At 59.6% G+C, this 16368-nt stretch carries 14 protein-coding genes; 9 read left to right on the top strand and 5 right to left on the bottom strand.

Going from position 1 to position 16368, the window contains the following annotated elements; translation table 11 throughout:
- Positions 1-990, top strand: a 990-nt coding sequence (locus H567_RS0122165; protein WP_028323052.1) for a bactofilin family protein, incomplete at its 5' end; no start/stop codon positions are given.
- A 162-nt stretch (positions 991-1152) separates the two neighbouring features.
- Here H567_RS0122165 and H567_RS0122160 read toward each other — a convergent pair.
- The 4 genes from H567_RS0122160 to nadC all read right to left on the bottom strand — a co-directional run bounded on the left by H567_RS0122160 (position 1153) and on the right by nadC (position 7237).
- Positions 1153-2637 carry an asparagine synthetase B family protein gene (locus tag H567_RS0122160; RefSeq protein ID WP_028323051.1) on the bottom strand — a complete coding sequence of 495 codons (1485 nt, stop codon included), beginning with the start codon at positions 2635-2637 and terminating at the stop codon, positions 1153-1155.
- A 466-nt stretch (positions 2638-3103) separates the two neighbouring features.
- The gene (gene nadB, locus H567_RS26770) at positions 3104-4810 is read right to left on the bottom strand and encodes an L-aspartate oxidase (protein WP_244155546.1); all 1707 of its coding nucleotides are present in this window, start codon (positions 4808-4810) and stop codon (positions 3104-3106) included.
- A 295-nt stretch (positions 4811-5105) separates the two neighbouring features.
- Complete coding sequence (gene nadA / locus H567_RS0122145; protein WP_028323050.1) at positions 5106-6194, bottom strand: quinolinate synthase NadA; 1089 nt, start codon at positions 6192-6194, stop codon at positions 5106-5108.
- Between the two features lie 194 nt (positions 6195-6388).
- Positions 6389-7237, bottom strand: coding sequence for a carboxylating nicotinate-nucleotide diphosphorylase (gene nadC, locus H567_RS0122140; protein ID WP_028323049.1), 849 nt, complete (start codon positions 7235-7237; stop codon positions 6389-6391).
- 322 nt (positions 7238-7559) lie between these two features.
- Between nadC and H567_RS0122130 the strand changes: the two genes are divergently transcribed.
- From H567_RS0122130 to H567_RS26760, 6 genes are all read left to right on the top strand, one after another.
- Positions 7560-8909 carry a sigma-54-dependent transcriptional regulator gene (locus H567_RS0122130; RefSeq protein ID WP_028323047.1) on the top strand — a complete coding sequence of 450 codons (1350 nt, stop codon included), beginning with the start codon at positions 7560-7562 and terminating at the stop codon, positions 8907-8909.
- A 324-nt stretch (positions 8910-9233) separates the two neighbouring features.
- The gene (locus H567_RS26765; RefSeq protein WP_051185224.1) at positions 9234-9707 is read left to right on the top strand and encodes a universal stress protein; all 474 of its coding nucleotides are present in this window, start codon (positions 9234-9236) and stop codon (positions 9705-9707) included.
- 33 nt (positions 9708-9740) lie between these two features.
- Complete coding sequence (locus H567_RS0122120) at positions 9741-11555, top strand: SLC13 family permease (RefSeq protein ID WP_028323046.1); 1815 nt, start codon at positions 9741-9743, stop codon at positions 11553-11555.
- A 130-nt stretch (positions 11556-11685) separates the two neighbouring features.
- Complete coding sequence (locus H567_RS0122115) at positions 11686-12510, top strand: cytidylate kinase-like family protein (RefSeq protein WP_028323045.1); 825 nt, start codon at positions 11686-11688, stop codon at positions 12508-12510.
- 68 nt (positions 12511-12578) lie between these two features.
- Positions 12579-12986 carry a response regulator gene (locus H567_RS0122110; protein ID WP_028323044.1) on the top strand — a complete coding sequence of 136 codons (408 nt, stop codon included), beginning with the start codon at positions 12579-12581 and terminating at the stop codon, positions 12984-12986.
- A gap of 2 nt (positions 12987-12988) precedes the next feature.
- Positions 12989-14596: a sensor histidine kinase gene (locus H567_RS26760; protein WP_208598462.1), complete on the top strand. Its 1608-nt coding sequence runs from the start codon at positions 12989-12991 to the stop codon at positions 14594-14596.
- Between the two features lie 38 nt (positions 14597-14634).
- Here the strand turns inward: H567_RS26760 and budA are convergent, their stop codons facing one another.
- Positions 14635-15420, bottom strand: a complete 786-nt coding sequence (budA, locus tag H567_RS0122100) for an acetolactate decarboxylase (RefSeq protein ID WP_028323043.1) — start codon at positions 15418-15420, stop codon at positions 14635-14637.
- 284 nt (positions 15421-15704) lie between these two features.
- Here budA and H567_RS0122090 point away from each other — a divergent pair, with 284 nt between their 5' ends.
- Together H567_RS0122090 and H567_RS26755 are read left to right on the top strand one after the other, a co-directional pair.
- Positions 15705-15956 (top strand): hypothetical protein, encoded by a 252-nt coding sequence (locus H567_RS0122090; protein ID WP_028323041.1) that lies wholly within the window; start codon positions 15705-15707, stop codon positions 15954-15956.
- 137 nt (positions 15957-16093) lie between these two features.
- The coding region (locus H567_RS26755; RefSeq protein ID WP_035255849.1) for a hypothetical protein at positions 16094-16368 on the top strand (275 nt) is incomplete at its 3' end.

Here is a 16368-nt window from a genome sequence, read left to right as displayed (position 1 = left end):
CCCTGTCCGCAGCCTACCGGCGCATGCTGCTTTCCGGACGGGACATGCAGCGAAGTGACCGCGGCCGAATGCGCGGCGCAGGGCGGGGCCTACCAGGGCGATGGAACGGACTGCGACCCGAACCCCTGTGAGACCGTTGTTGCATTCTGTGAATATTGCGTCATCGGTATTGAAGGTGTTTACGCCGACCCGAAGCTCTGGATAGATGGATCAATCGTCAGCAACGGAGAGATCGTGATCCTCGGCGGAGGGAATCTCGTTGATGTCTCGGGAGGCGGTGAGGCCTCTTACGGAGTGAATCAGGTGGTTTCCGGGGATCTGATTCACAACGGAGCGGTATCCATCGGCGGCGGGAGCGATATCAACGGCAATGTCGATTCGGGTGCGTCTATTGTAATAGGAACGACCGTGCAGATTCAAGGTAATGTGACTGCGGCAGGATCGATTACATTGGGTGGAGATTCCTATATCTATGGGACGATGACGGAGTTCGGGGTGCCCCTCGCTTACACGCCCATTCCATGTCCTCCCGAGACGAACTTTGCGGCAGGGGGACTTCCGGTGGTCAAATCGAACGGGAAGACCACGATACTTGCCCCCGGGAGCTATGGTAAGCTTGAGCTTGGATCCCTCAACAAACTCTATCTCTCATCCGGTAATTACTATTTCACAAGTATAAAGGTGCTGAATTCTCTGAAGCTCTATCTCGATTTGACCGGCGGACCGATCAATATCTATGTGGTAGGGGACGTGTACTTCGGGACGAATATGGATGTCTATCCGACCGGCGGGGCTGGCGCGGATGTGTATCTCGAGACGCACGGGGCCTTCCAGATGCTGGGAGGTTCGGACTGGTACGGGTCTGTCTTTGCCCCCTTCGGAAACATCGTCATCAGTGGTGGGAACAACAACATTTTTGGAAGATTGTGGTCCTGCAAGAATGTTATTTTGGACGACTGCATCACCATTCACTGTGTGCCCTGTCCATAATGATGGATAACGGCCAAGACGGAATAGACGGAGCATCCCGGCGACCGGGATGCTCCGGGACAGCTGCCTTTTTCTTTCTGTTTGCTTTTCCGCCCAAGCAGCACCCGAAAAAGGGCAATCGTGACTCTGCCCTCCTTTTGCCGGTGCTGCATGGGCGGGGTGTTATTTGAAGGGATCCCAGCGGACCGTCTGCTTTTCGTAGGAGGGCGGAAAGAGCTTCAGAAATTCGTCGTAATAGTACAGCTCCTTGAAGGACGCGAAGGGGAGTCCGTAAGCGGCTTTGGGCCGCTTTTTCAATTCATCGGGGTCGATCTTTCGCGAGACGATCTCATCCATGACGTCGTCCATGCCTGTGCCCATCGCGAATCGCAGTTTTTCGCGGTTGGCGATCCGCTCCGGCAGCATATCCCGAAACGCCTCGCGGAGGACGTATTTCTCCACCTGTTTTTCGCCGTAGATTTTCCATGACATGGGGATGGTTTTGGCGAAGGCGACGACACGGGTGTCCAGGAACGGCGTCTTGTAGATGACGGAATTGCCCATCCAGCTCCGGTCGAGGCGCCTGAGTGCCGTGTTATAAGCGATATCGAGCAGTTTTTGAGCGAGGCGCTCACGCTGTTCGGGGCTTTTGACGCGGGGGTTCTTGAGGACCATCCGGTAGCCGCCGAAAAGTTCATCGGCGCCTTCTCCGACAAGGACTGCGTTGCTGTATTCCTTCACCATTTTGGAGACGAAATAATTCGAGAGGATCCCCGAGATGCAGTCTTCGTCGAAGCTCTCCAGGTACCAGACGGCCTGGGGGATGAATCCTTCGATATCTTCGTCGGTGATTTCACAGATATGATGCGACATGCCGAGAAAATCGGCCATGAGTTTGGCGTTTTCGAGGTCGGGTCCCGGCGAGCTTTTGACGGTTCCTGTCACCAGGGTGATGGAAGGATCCAGCTCTTTTGCGATCGCCGCTATGATGGAGCTGTCGAGCCCCCCGCTGAGGGATATGGCCTTGACGTCGTCCATGCGCCTTGTGACGGCGTCGATCAGGAGCTGTCTGAGGAGTTGGGCCGCCTTTCCGATGTCTCCGCCGTGGTCCGGGATTTCCGGAGCGAATGGCTGAAAGGGCTTGAGGCCATTCTTCGAGCTGTAGGTGCAGCCGGGCTCGAGTTCGTGGATGTTGAATTGCACATGGTCTTTGAGGCCTTTCATCTCGCTGCTGAAATAGAAGACATCGTTGTCCCAGCCGTAGAAAAGGGGCCTGGCGCCCACCGCGTCCCGTGCCAGAATGACCTCGTCGTCCTTTTCGATGATGGCGCAGACGAAGCTCCCATCCATGCGGCTGAAGCAGTCCATCCCGTGCTTTTCATAGAGTTCCAGAAACAGTTGAATGTCCGTCTTTCCGTTGTCCCGCTCGTTGAAGAGCTTCCCATCAAAGAGGATGTAAGGGGTTTCCTCCAGGGATGTGCAATAGGTTCTTTCGGGCGATAGATTGATTTCATTCGCTCCCAGGGCGCCCCTCGCATCTGTCAGCGACCGGACGATCATGTTGTCGGGCCCCCGATGATGCATGTTCTCGATCATGTGAGCCATGTCCCTGGCGGAATCGGCCTCAATCCGGCCGTGTTGTGAAACGATGCCTCCAATGCTAGCCAAAACGAACCTCCTTGCGTGTTGACCCGCAGCGTGGATTTTCCTCGCCGGCGCGGCGGGGATCCGCGGGTCGATCGAAACACTATAACGGATGGGCCAGAATATTTCAAGTCAAAATATTTGGCCTCACATTGTTATGGTGGGGCTTTATCCGGAGAAGGCCGTCTGATATGCGAAGTTTTCAGGCCGGGGATGAGGATGTTTCTTCGGACCCTGCGGGTGCTCGGCCCCCGCCCTTCCGGGGTGGACGCGAGCCAACAGGACGGAGACACCCAAAAGATCGTTCGGCCTCCACCCCTCCGGGGTGGACCCGCCAGTCTGGTTGGCAGCAGGGAAAGGAAGCGGTTGCGAGGATAGGGCCTTCAAGTCTTGGCACAGGCATCCGTGCGGCTCACCGCTGAGATGGGCAAAAAAGAGCGTTTCTGGATGGAAACCGGCAAGAAAAAGGGCCCAGCGGGGAGGCCGGCCGTCAGGTGTGCCTGCATTTGAGCAGGCGGATCCCGGTGGTTTGTTGAATGATGGTGGCGCCTTGGAACAGGTGGTCGTTTCTTTCGGGATAGTCGGACCGGAAATGGCCGCCCCGGCTTTCCTTCCTGTGCAGGGCCGATTCGACGATCAGCCGGGCGACCAGGGAGAGGTTCCTGAGCTCGATGATCTCGAGCGTCGGGTAGAAATGCCAATAGATGTCGTTGGTGATTTGGACGAGCCCGTTCAGGATGTCCATGGCAACACGCAGACGGTTTTCATTCCGGTCGATGGCGCAGTAATCGAGCATCGTTGCCCGGGTCGTATCCCAGAAGCGGTTCAGCATCGCCGGGTTGATTTCAGGGTGGACCGTGCTGCCTTGCCATGGCGGCGGCTTCAGATCCGGATCCCGCAGCGATGGATCCCGCTCGAGGGCTGCATCGACGGCGATTTTTCCGTAGAGTGCGCATTCGGTCAAGGAGTTGCTGGCCAGTCGATTGGCGCCCATCAGGCCGGTGCAGGCGACTTCTCCGATGGCGTAGAGGCCGTCGATATCCGTTTGGCCGTCCGCGCCCACGATCACGCCGCCGCAGGTGTAATGGGCCGCGGGCACAACCGGGATGGGCTCGGCGGTCATATCGATCCCCTTTTTCAGGCAGTGGGCGTAGATCTTCGGGAAGGACTGCCGGATGTATTCCTCCGGCTTGCCGGTCAACCGGGTGGTGACATTGAGCCATACATGCGTCAGATGCCTTTTCTTCATCTCGGTGTCGATCGCCTTGGCGACGATGTCCCGCGTGGCGTGGGATCCGCGTGGGTCATAGGCCAGCACGAAATCCTGGGTCGAATCCTTGTCGAGGGTAAGTACACCGCCCATGGCCTCGCCCCGCAGGGCCTCGGTCAGCAGAAAGCGCCTCTCGGCGGGGTGTTCCGGACTGACTTCATAGAGCACCGTGGGGTGGAATTGGAAGAATTCCATATTGGCGACACGGGCCCCTGCCCGATAGGCCATGGCGATGCCGTCGCCGGTGGCGTTTTCAGGGTTGCTGGTGTAGAGGAACGCTCTGCCTGCGCCTCCCGTGGACAGAAAGGTCATGTCCGCTTCGATGGTCTTGACCCGGCGCGTTGTTCTGTCGAGCACCCAGGCGCCCAGGCACCGGTCTTTGGCCACCTTGACCTCGGAGATGCGGTTACGGGTGATAAGGCTCACCGCTGCATGGTATTCCAGGACGGTGATCAAGGGCTGCTTCCTGACGAGTTCGACGAGGTGCTCTTCGATGGCCTGCCCTGTGTAGTCGTCTTTGCAGTAGACCCTGGGGCGCCCATGGCCGCCTTCCTGGTGGAGCACGTACTGTTTGTCCGGATCCGCCTTCGAGAAGGGCACACCGTGGTCGATCAGAAACCTCACACCGTCGGGGAAGGCCCTTTGGACGAAGCGTTCGACGACCGATGGAATGCACAGTCCGTCCCCTGCACGGAGGGTGTCCTCTATGTGGGACTCGAAGCTGTCATCTCCCTGTGCGACCCGCTCCGGGTCGACGGCGGCTATCCCCCCCTGCGCGTAGTACGTGTTGGAATGGGCAAGCTCCGACTTGCTGATGAGGATGCAGGATTTGCCCCGTTCGCTCAATTCGATGGCAGCCCTGAGGCCGGCAAGCCCCGAACCGATGACCAGGAAGTCTGTCTGAAGCATTTCCTCTAAAGACGGCATGTCTGTTTACTCCAAAGACGAAAAGATCCATTTCGAAGCGTTCCGCAGCCTGCCAGGATCTTCAGCCGAAAAGGCCCCTGCTGTGCCGGCCCATGGGAATTTCCTTTGCTCAACAGGCTGTTCAAAAACGCCCATCCGCTGCATGACGCTCATCCCGCGTCGATTGCGGCCCACTGACAGGTGCGCCTCATTGCACGGGATATCAATAGCGTTGTGTCTTGCGTTGTTCGACAGCCTGTACACGAGAGATCTCTCGACAAGCTGTCAAGGGGTAGAGGCCGGCATCCGCGCCGATTCATGAGATGGCCAGCATGCGCTCCAGCGCCACCCGGCTCCATTCGGCGGTTTCCGCCGGGACCTGGATCTTTCCCGGCGCCCGCCCCTCGAGAAGGCCCTCGAGTACGGCCAGGAGCCGCCCGGGTGTGCTCCGGCTCATATCGACGCAAATGGAGTGCTCCTCGTCCAGGGGATAAACCGTACGATCCGGAAAGGTGGAGGCCAGCCGTTTGACCAGCCGCAGCTCCGTTCCGACCGCAAACACCGAACCGCTCTCCGCTTCACGCACCTCGCGGATGAGATATTCCGTGGAGCCGCTGCCGTCCGCAAGCCGGACCACTTCTTCGGTGCATTCGGGGTGCACGATGATCCGAATGCCCGGGTACCGGGAGCGAAACCGCATGACCTGCTCCGGTGTGAAGCGCACATGGACCGGGCAGAAGCCGTCCCACAGGATCACCTTCGCCCTGTTTGGATCGCCCTGAAGCCGGGCCTTCCCGCGGTCCCAGAGCGCGATCTCTTCCTTCGGGATGCCTTTGGCGAGGGCGGTGTTGCGGCCGAGGTTCTGATCGGGGAGGAAGAGCAAGCGCGGCGCCTGTTCGAAGGCCCAATCCATGACCTTGGCGGCGTTGCTGGAGGTGCACACGACCCCGTTTCGGCGGCCGCAGAACTGTTTGATCTCTGCGGATGAATTGACGTAGGTGATCGGCACGATCGTCTCCCCCACCAGGCGGGTCAGTTCGCCCCAGCACCGCTCGACCTGCTCGAGCCGGGCCATGTCGGCCATCGGGCAGCCGGCGTCCGGGTCGGGCATATAGACCTCCTGCTCCGGGGAGGAAAGGATGTCAGCCGTTTCAGCCATGAAATAAACGCCGCAGAAGACGATATAGCGGGCCTCCTTGCGTGAAGCGGCAAGGCGCGAGAGGTTGAGGGAATCCCCCACATGATCTGCGAACTGCACGATGACGTCCGGCTGGTAGTGGTGGCAGAGGATGACGACCCGGCCTCCGAGCGCCTCCCTGGCCTTGGTGATCCGGGCCACGAGCGCTTCTTCGGCTATGGATCCAGCAGGATTCTTCCGGGTTGTTTCGGCATGGTGTTTCGGCATGATGGCTTCTCGTGGTTGAGGCGATCCGTTTGCGGTGTCGGGGCGCCCCCGGCCGACAGGCAAGCAAACCTGAATCCTCGGTCAGGTTCTCCGAGGTGTCCGCTCGTTCCTGCGGAGTACCGGGGCGGTTTGGCAGAACGTCGGGAAAGGGTTTGGAAGGCGGTGGCTATTCGGGTTCCGGAAGGGGAGTTTCTTCACGGCAGCCTGTCTCCAGGAAGAAATTCCAGGCTCAAATCCAGCGGGGGGGCTGAGTGGGTGAGCCACCCCATGGACAGGAAATCGATCCCTGTCGTGACGACCTGATGGATGTTGTCGAGTCTGATCCGGCCCGAGGCTTCCACCAGGGCCCGCCCGCCGATCAGCTTGACCGCCTCCCGCATGCGGTCCGGCTCCATGTTGTCCAGCATAATGACGTCCGCGCCTGCACGCAGGGCTTCTTCGACCTGCGCGAGCGACTCCGTTTCCACTTCGATCTTGACCAGCGGCCCGATCCGCCTTCGCGCCCTTCGAACCGCTTCGGAAACGCCCCCGGCCGCGACAAGGTGGTTGTCCTTGATCAGGACCGCGTCGTCCAGGGCCATGCGATGATTGTACCCGCCTCCGACCCGTACGGCGTATTTTTCGAGCATCCGCAGACCAGGGGTGGTCTTGCGGGTGTCGGTGACCTTGACGTGGTGAGGTTCGGCTATCATCGCCATGTTGCGCGCGGCGGTGGCGATGCCGCACATCCGCTGCATCAGATTGAGGGCTACGCGTTCTCCGGAAAGAATGGCGCGGGCCCGTCCCCGGATGTTGCAGAGCGGAGCTTCCTTGGAGATGGCGCTGCCCTCCGGCACCAGGGGGTCCACGAGCGTCGAGGGGTCGAGGATCCGAAAGACGGCCTCGGCCACCTCCAGACCTGCGATGACGCCTTCCTCACGGCTGACGATGACCGCGCGCGCCTCCGCTTCGAGGGGGACGACGGCCTCCGTCGTGATATCGCCCCACCCCAGGTCTTCTTCCAAAGCATCCCGGAGGATCTTTTCCAGACGCAACGAATTCATACCAAAAAACATAGCACGTTCTGGAAAGAAAATGAATCGATTCAACGAAAGGCCGGCAAAGCGCCTCCGTTTTTTTGCAGTTGACCACAGCCGGCCGATCCCGGAAAATAACAGTTTCCATCCGGAAATAGTCTTTTTGGCCAATCTCGGCGTCAATCTGCGCGTTTGCTCGTGCGAAGTGCAGGTCGCTTCCGCGCAAGCGCTTGGATTTTTGCGATTGACCAGGAATCCTTACCTTTTCAGTGGGGACCGGGCCTTATGCGCCATTCCTTTCAGGGCGGACGAAAATTCATCTTAATCTTAATTTTTCTTCAATTATCCTATGCATATCCTGATCGTAGACGATGACGCCGTAACCCTCAAGAACCTGAGGCGTCTCCTGGAAAAGAGCGGCTACAGGGTCAGCTCTTTCACCAATCCGGTCAAGGCCCTCGAAGAGCTCAGGGAAGGGACGTTCGACCTTCTCGTTACGGATCTCAGGATGCCGCATATGGATGGTTTGAGCCTCCTCGAGGAGGTCCAGCGGGCCGACCTCGGCATCGAGGTGATCGTCATGACCGGTTTTGCCTCGCTCGATGGGGCTGTCGAGGCGACGAAACGAGGGGCTTATCACTACCTGGCGAAGCCGTTCACCCCTGACCGGCTGCGATCCGTCGTCAGCGAGGCCTTGGAGCATAAAGCCCTGAGGGATCGCGGGGCGAGGGCGGATGCCTCCATTCGGCAGGGCCGTGGAGACGCGCACGCGGTTATGATCGGCGAAAGCCCCAGAATGATGCAGGTCACGGATGTCATCCGCCAGATTGCGCCGACGGACTGCAATGTCCTCATTACCGGTGAATCGGGCACCGGGAAGGAGTTGGCTGCACGCGCCATCCACGCCCTGAGCCCCCGGGCGCAGGGGCCGTTTGTCGCCTTCAACTGCGCGGCCTTCAGCCCCGAACTGATCGTGAACGAACTGTTCGGGCACGAGAAGGATGCCTATACGGGTGCGACCTCATCGAGGCCGGGCCTCCTCGAGGCGGCCAACGGCGGGGTACTCTTTCTGGATGAGGTCGGGGACATGCCCCTCGACATGCAGGCGAAGCTTCTGCGGGTGCTCCAGGAACGGGAGTTGCTGCGCGTGGGGGGCACGCGCCCGATCGCCCTCGATCTCAGGGTCCTGGCGGCGACGGCCAAGGACCTGAAGATCGAGGCCGCCGAAGGCTCCTTTCGACAGGATCTTTATTTTCGTCTGAATGTGGTCAACCTGGTTTTGCCGAGCCTCCGTGAGCGCCGTCAGGATATCCCGCTCCTGGCTTACCACATGCTGGAGCGGTCGAGGAGGCGGATGCGGAAGAGCGTCAAGGCGATCTCCCGGCAGGCCATGGATCTGCTGGAAAACTATCACTACCCCGGGAATGTGAGGGAGCTTGAAAACATCATCGAGCGGGCGGTGGCCCTTTGCCGAGGGGATCGCATCCTCGCCCGCGATTTGCCGCCGGACCTGGCGGAGCTGGAGCTGCACCCCTATGAGCGGCCCGGAGGCTCCCTCATGAATCTGGAGGAGCTGGAAGAAGGATACATCCGGCATATTCTTCGACTGACCGGAGGGGTTCGCAGCAAGGCCGCTCTCATCCTCGGGATCGATCGGGCCTCTCTCTGGCGCAAGATGAAAAAATACGGGATCGACTGAGCGTCTTTCCGCATGGAACCCGTCGCCGCATAAAGCGGGGGTCTGGGCAGGGCGGCTCATGACCGTACGATGGATCGGTTCTGCAACATGAGCGTTCGCATCTGCAACAGATCCTCCCTGTTGCATCGTCCCCGTTTCCGGCTCCTTTCATCGATGGAACGTTGCGATCTGCAACGTTTTCCTCCCTCCCACCGTTTTTCCCCCGTGTGATTTTTCTTTTATAAATCAATATCTTAACTGCTAGACGCGCCCCTTGGTATGCCGCTTGCTACTCCTTTCGATCGAGCAATTCGAGAGTCCAGAGAGAAAGGGGAATGCAGGGGCATGCTCCATCGGATTCTGGTCATATTCGAAAACCGGAAGGTTCATCGTCCCGCGGTGCTCTATGCCCGCGAACTGGCCCTGCGCATGGATGCAGAGGTCACCTTTCTCACGATAGCGGAGATGGCCTTCGCGGGGGGCTCCCTGCTCGGCTCCAACCGGCACCGCATGCGGCGCATCGAGGAAGAGATGGGAGCGGTCCTGGGGGCCTTTGCGGCGGATTTTTTGAAGGACGGCATCTCGGCCGGCGTCGCCTTGAGGGTCGGAGACGCGGCCCAGGAACTCCTGAAGTTTCTGGCGGAAAGACCGCCTTTTCAAACGATCCTGTGGGGAAGCAGCGCGGCGCTGCCGGAGACCGGCCCGGGGCGGCGCGCGCATTGGATCATCCGGGTGGCCGGGAATCTGGAGTGTCCGCTCATGGCTGTGGCCGGTAGATCCGCTGCGGTGCAGCCGGCCGGAAAGACGGAAACGACCTGAACGCTGATGGAATCGGAGGAGGGAAGACGCGGAATGCAACCTTTGACGCTCGATATGATTCTGGTCATGCTGATGATCGCGGTGGCGGTGTTCCTCTTCATCGTGGAGTGGGTACGGGTGGATGTCGTGGCGATCCTGATGATGGTGGTCCTGCCGCTGCTCCATCTCGTCACGCCTAAGGAGGCCTTTGTCGGGTTGAGCAGCAACGCGGTGGTCTCCATCATAGCGGTGATCATTATCGGCGCGGGCCTCGACAAGACCGGCATGATCAATCAGCTCGTATCGCCCATCGTGCGGCTTGCAGGCAAGAGCCCGTCCCGGATCGTCATCTTCATCTCGATGACCATCGCCGTCATTTCCAGTTTCATGCAGAACATCGGGGCCGCGGCGTTGTTTCTTCCGGCGGTCCAAAGGGTGAGCCGTTCGCTGAAGATCCCCATCAGCAAGCTCCTCATGCCGATCGGTTTCTCGGCGATTCTAGGAGGGACGATCACGCTGGTGGGTTCAAGCCCCCTGATCCTGCTGAACGACCTCCTGACGCCTTTCAACCTCAAACCCTTCGGACTCTTCGATGTCACGCCGGTCGGACTGCTGCTCGTGGCGAGCGGCATCGCCTGCTTCATTTTCTTCGGCCGCTTCATTCTCCCCCAGGGTGAGGTGGGCGCCGATATGGCGGCCCCAGCCGGGTCGAGCGTCGAGAGCTACCGGGAGCAGCTCGGGGAATTGCACGAGCTGCGGACGCCCGATGATTTCACCCATTATCGGGATCCCATCACGGTCAGGGACCTGCGCCGCCGGTTTCTGGTCAATGTCGTCGCCTTGACCGAGCAGCCGGATTTCAAGGTCCTCTCGCCATCCGCGGACGCGATGATCCGCTCCGGCTCGGATATCCTGGTTGTCGGCCGGGAGGAGGACGTCGATCGGATGGCCGAGCAATTGGGGATGGTGCACAAGGAGTCGCTCGAGTTTTTCAGGGACGAGGCGGCGGAGCAAACCGCCGGGACGGTCGAGGCGGTAGCCGGACCCCGTTCGCCCTGGCTTGGCAGGACACTCAGGCAGATCAATCTGCGGGATCATTTCCGGGTGGTGCCGCTCGCGATCTTCCGGCATGGCGAGAGCTATCGGGCCGAGATCAGCGACATGCCGCTCCAGGTCGGCGACGCGATCCTGATCCAGGGCACCTGGAAACGCCTCCAGGAACTGCAGGCGGAGCGGAGCCTCCTTTTCACCACGCCGATCGACGTGGAACTCCTCAGACCCGAAAAGGCGGTCTTTGCGGGGTTTTGGCTCCTGCTGGCACTGTCGATGATTCTGGTTTTCAAGATTCAACTCTCGGTCTGCCTCATGACCGGGGCGCTCGGTATGATCCTCACGCGGGTCTTGAGCATCGATGAAGCCTATCAGGCGGTGGATTGGCGGACGATCTTTCTGCTGGCCGGGCTGATCCCCCTGGGGATCGCCACCGAAAAAACGGGCACCGCCGCCTGGATCGCCCACACGGTGCTTGGGGCGATCGGGACGGTCGAGCCGATTGTGCTGCTGGCGGTTATCGGGGTGCTGTCGACGGTCTTCACGCTGGTCATCTCGAATGTCGGTGCGACGGTCCTGCTCGTTCCGCTTGTGGTCAATATGGCCATCGCCGCGAACGCCGATCCGCGCATGGCCGCCCTGGTGGTGGGACTCGCCACCAGCAACTCGTTCATCCTGCCCACTCATCAGGTGAACGCGCTTTACATGGGGCCGGGGCATTATCGGAGCGTGGATTTCATGAAGGCCGGCCTGGTGGTCAGCGTGGTCTTCCTGGTCGTCATGATCGTGGCGATTTATCTGTTCTACGGGGTCTCGTGACGGCCCGCTGCGGATTTGTTTCGATCGCTCCGATCCCTCCCGAGGCGGCATCGTACGAGGATTTCGATGGCGAGGCGAAGCGGGCTATAGGGTCCTACACCGTGAACCTCTGGCAGAAAGGATAAAGCTCATGTCCCTGATCATCATTTCTGCGGATCTTTATGAAAGCGGTCGCGCGGTTGCCGAGAAGGCGGCTGCAAAGTTGAACTATCGATTGATCGACCGGGAGCTTCTGACGGAGGCGGCGGCCCGGAACGAAGTCCCGGAGGCCGAGCTGAAGCGGGCGCTCGCTGAAAACCCTTCTCTGTTCGGGATGCGTGTGCGGCCCTGGCGGCGGGCTCTGGCGGTCATCCAGAAGACCGTCCTCGAAAGGCTTCTCGCTGATGATGCGGTCTGCCACGGATTGGGCGCCCATCTCTATGTCGTGGGCGTCTCCCATGCGCTCAAGGTGCGCGTCCTGGCCGATGCGGAGAAGGAGGCGGCTGTGTTGGCCGAACAAGAGCGGATCCCGGCCGAAAAGGCCACGAAACGGCTCGAACAGCGAAAGCAGCTTCGGCGCCGCTGGTCCCGGAGCGCTTTCGGGGTGGATGAAACGGATCCCGGACTCTATGACCTGGTGATCGGGTTGAGCAACATCGACCTCGACGAGGCGGTCCAGACGATCTGCGATACGGCGTCCTACCGGAAGTTCCAGCCCATGAGCTGGTCCCAGAAATGCCTGGCGGATCTGGAATTGGCTGCGCGCGTGCGGACAGTGCTTTTGGAGCGTTTTCCCGATTTGAAGGTGAGTGCGGACGGTGGAACGCTGGTCGTCGAGGTGCGGGCCATGAAGCGCGAGAAACGGCGGAAGGCTGAAGCGATCAAAGAGATGGCCGGCAGGATCGCCGGGGTCGAGTACGTGGAGGTCCACGTCGTCAACGATATTTTTCGCCAGGCGGCGGAGAGTTTCCGCTGAGGATGACAGGCGGAAACAGCTTGTCAACAGTCCCGGAACCGGGCTAGCATCACGGAAAGGAGCCGAAAATGGATGCGCAATTGCACGTGCTGCTCTTGGACGACGAGCCCATTGTGGGCAAGAGGCTCAAACCGGCCCTGGCGAAGATCGGCTGCGAGGTGGAGGTCTTCGAGGACCCGCGTTTGGCATTGGCACGCATCGATGAAAAGGAATTCGACATCGTGGTGACCGACATCCGGATGGACGAGATCGACGGGATCCAGGTGTTGGAGCGGGTGGCCGCCAAATCCCCGCGCACCAAGGTGATCATGATCACCGGGTACGCCATGATGTCGCTGGCACGGGAGGCGATGGACAAGGGCGCCTTCGATTTCATCGCCAAGCCGTTCCAGCCGAACGATCTGCGGAAGGTCATTGCGAAGGCCGCAGAGGCGCTGGGGACCCCTTTGAACGTGGAATCCGGGGAAGCGGCCTGACGATGGAAAATCTGCGCGAGGGCATGACGATGGGAATGGGCGGAGGAGCGGAGGCCGGAGAGGATCCTCCCCGCTCCGGAGCTACTCTCGAAGGCCGTTTCGGCCGGATCGAGGCCGCCGAGACGGCGCGGAAGGCTCTCCTGTCGCGCAGGCGGATCAGCCTGCGGGTGCAGATCTATGCCTGCTTCCTGCTCGTATTTTTCTTTGCGATGGGGATTGCGACAGCCCTGGTCGTCGCGATGTATCAGATGGAGGAAAAACTCCGGTTCCTCGAGATCGTCAACGACTATGCCATCGAGATCCAGCAGGCGAGGCGTTTCGAAAAGAACTATTTCCTCTACGGGACGAACCTGAGCGACGCCCTGGAGAACGTCTATCATGCCCACGACATCCTGACCCTGAACACGGAGGAACTAGGGCGCATCCTCGGGGCGGCCGGGCATGAACGGATCGGCAGGGATATCGAACGTTACGAGGATCTGCTCGAGAGCCTGACGGACCTGGAGCAGCACCAACTGATCGACCAGGAGGTCTTCGAACGGAAGAAGGAGATCGAGCGCGAACTGCGGAAACACGGTCAGCGCATGGTGTCGTCCGCGGACGAACTCATCAAGCGCGAGAAGGCAGCCCTGGAGCAGGCCATCCAGCGCTCGCGGAACATCCACATCTATTCGCTGATCTTCCTGCTGATCTTTATCGTCCTGAACGCGTATCTCCTTGGGAGCCGCATTCTGGGGAATATCAATCGATTTTCAGATTATGCCCGGCGGATTGCTTCCGGGAATTTCACCCCCATCATGCCCGTCCGGCGGTTTCGCGACGAATTCACCGATCTGGCCATCGCCATCAATCAGATGATCCAGGAACTGGAAAGTCGTGAGGCCGTCCTCATTCAATCCCACAAGATGCGGGCGGTCGGGACCCTTACGGCCGGGGTCGCCCATGAGCTGAACAACCCTCTCAACAACATCACCCTGACCGCGCACATGCTCCTCGAGGACTATGACGGGCTCAGTGACGAGGAGCGAAAGGACATGCTTCAGGACGTGGTGAAGGAGGCCGATCGCTCGAAGGGCATCATCGCCAACCTGCTCGATTTCGCCCGTGAGAGCGGATCGCAGCTGGAGCCGCTGGATCTGCGTCAACTCCTGGCCGACACGGTCCATCTGGCCGCCAACCGGGTGAAACTGAGCGGGATCAAGATCTCTCTGGAGACCCCGGAAAATCTTCCGCTCGTCCATGGTGACAGCCAGCAGCTGCGGCAGGTTTTCCTGAATCTGATCCTGAATGCGATCGATGCGTCCCCGAAAGGCGGAAAGGTGGATGTCTCCGTAGGCGTAGCGGATGATCCGAACTATCTGGCGGTCAAGGTGAAGGACAATGGCACCGGCATCCCGGAGCATATCATCGGGCTGATCTTCGACCCGTTCTTTACCACCAAGGCGAAGGGCAAGGGCACGGGCCTCGGTCTGAGTGTTTCCCAGGGGATCATTGCCAAGCACGGCGGACGGATCCGGGTGAAGAGCGCCGAAGGCAAGGGGACCACGTTTACCGTGACCGTCCCGATCACCACCCTCCCGGCACAGATCGGCATCGCCAAAAAATCATAGGCGGGAGAGCGGCGCAAAAAGGCGACAGAACGGCTGCTTTATTTTTCAACTGCCTGCGTCTCACGGGTGCGGTCTACGCTCAGATCGGCTCCTGCGAAGGACGGGTTTTCAATCGGGAGATAAATGCTCAGCCAGTCGTGCACGGTGTCGGCTTCCAGCACCCCCTCGCGCAACACGAGATCCAGCACATGCCCGCCGCCTGAAAGATCTTCAGCGAGAAAGTGCAGGTGATAACCCGGAACGTTCACGCCTTTGACGAAGGCAGGCGAACGGAATCCGATCAAGATGCCTCGAACGTTCGAAAGATGAAAGACCGGCTGGTTGCGGGCCACCTCCACCAGCGGAGGATACGGCCTCTGTTGCGCGGGGACGCTGCGCGTCGTGACTTGATCGAAGGTTCCGCGGATGATGAACGCGCAGAACCGGTTCGGTCCAGGTGCCAAGGCGTCGATTCTTTTTTCCAGCGCAGCCAGGTCCGCCCGTTCCGAAATCGTTTCCCTGCGGTCGGGTTCGAAGGCCGTTACGCAGGCGAAAGGGGTTCGCTCCGAAAGCCCTGGCTCGTATACTTTCCCATCGGCGCGAACCTTGTAGAACGTCCCGTCGAGAAGAATCATTTCACCGTCCAGGCCCTCGAAGGTCCCGAGGCCGAAATCCCCATAAGATCTCAGCGTTTCAAGAGACATGTGCCCATCGTAGACACCGGTCAACAGGGCATCGATCGTGGCTACCTGGGTAATGCCGTTCGGTGGGGCGGTGCTGCAGGCGGAGAAAAGAATCACCGTTAGACAAAAAAGGATCGCGAGAAATGAAAATCGTCGCATCATGAACGGGATAGACCCCTTTCCGAGAATGAAAAAAACACTTTTTCGAGTCGCTTCGGCCCTCGTCGATTCGAACGTCGGCATCCTCGCAGAACGCGTAGAAAATTTCAAGGATATATGGATTGTTTACCGCAGCGGCAGATCCCGAGCATATCCGGGGGACGATCCAATGCAGGCCGGGTAAGTTCCTTTTTTACAAGGGCCGTTGATTGTCCATCCGTCCGCTTCTCTATCAGGGCGCGCTTCTTCCCCAAGACCTTGCAGGCCTCTGGGAAAACGCCAAACGCTTGGCGAAAAAGGTTCGGATTCTTATCCTCGATCATCATCTGCTGCGGTCAGCCGAGGGGGTGGATTGGCTGAAAGCCCTGTCCGAGACAGTCGAGCGGCGCATCTATTGCGCAGCTGATTTCATGGGCCGTCCCAGGCGGCTGTTGGAAGCGGAACGTCAGGACCTTTATCGGATAATGCCTGTGAAAGAAGGGTGGCACGAAGCGTATGCACGAGGTTTGGCATCCGTGAAAGAGTTTGCCGCCGGCTGAACGAAGACGGGGTACTTTTCCCCACGGAAAAGTACCCCGTCTTCGTATTTCGGTAATGTCCCCATTTGGTTGACATTTAGAGCAACCCTGATTACAATTTCCTCCAAATGAATACACCTTTCATGCGGAGGCAATCGATGGTCGAGCTTGAGAGACATTTCTGTCCGAATCAAGAATGCAAGGATTATGGGTTGCGCAATCGAGGCAACATTGCCGTGCGTGGCAAGTACGGCAAGGACAAAAGCCGCGATCTGCTTTACTGTCGCACCTGTGGCAAACGCTTTGCCGCCACCCAGTCCAGCGCGCTTTTTGGCCTGCATCTGCCGGCGGAAACGATTCGTGCGATCATCCATCATGCAGCCGAGGGCATAGGAGTCCGGGCCACGGCGCGCCTGCTCGGATTGGACAAGGA

The organism is Desulfatiglans anilini DSM 4660 (genome assembly GCF_000422285.1).
GTDB lineage: Bacteria > Desulfobacterota > DSM-4660 > Desulfatiglandales > Desulfatiglandaceae > Desulfatiglans > Desulfatiglans anilini.
This window is presented reverse-complemented; position numbering and strand designations above follow the sequence as displayed.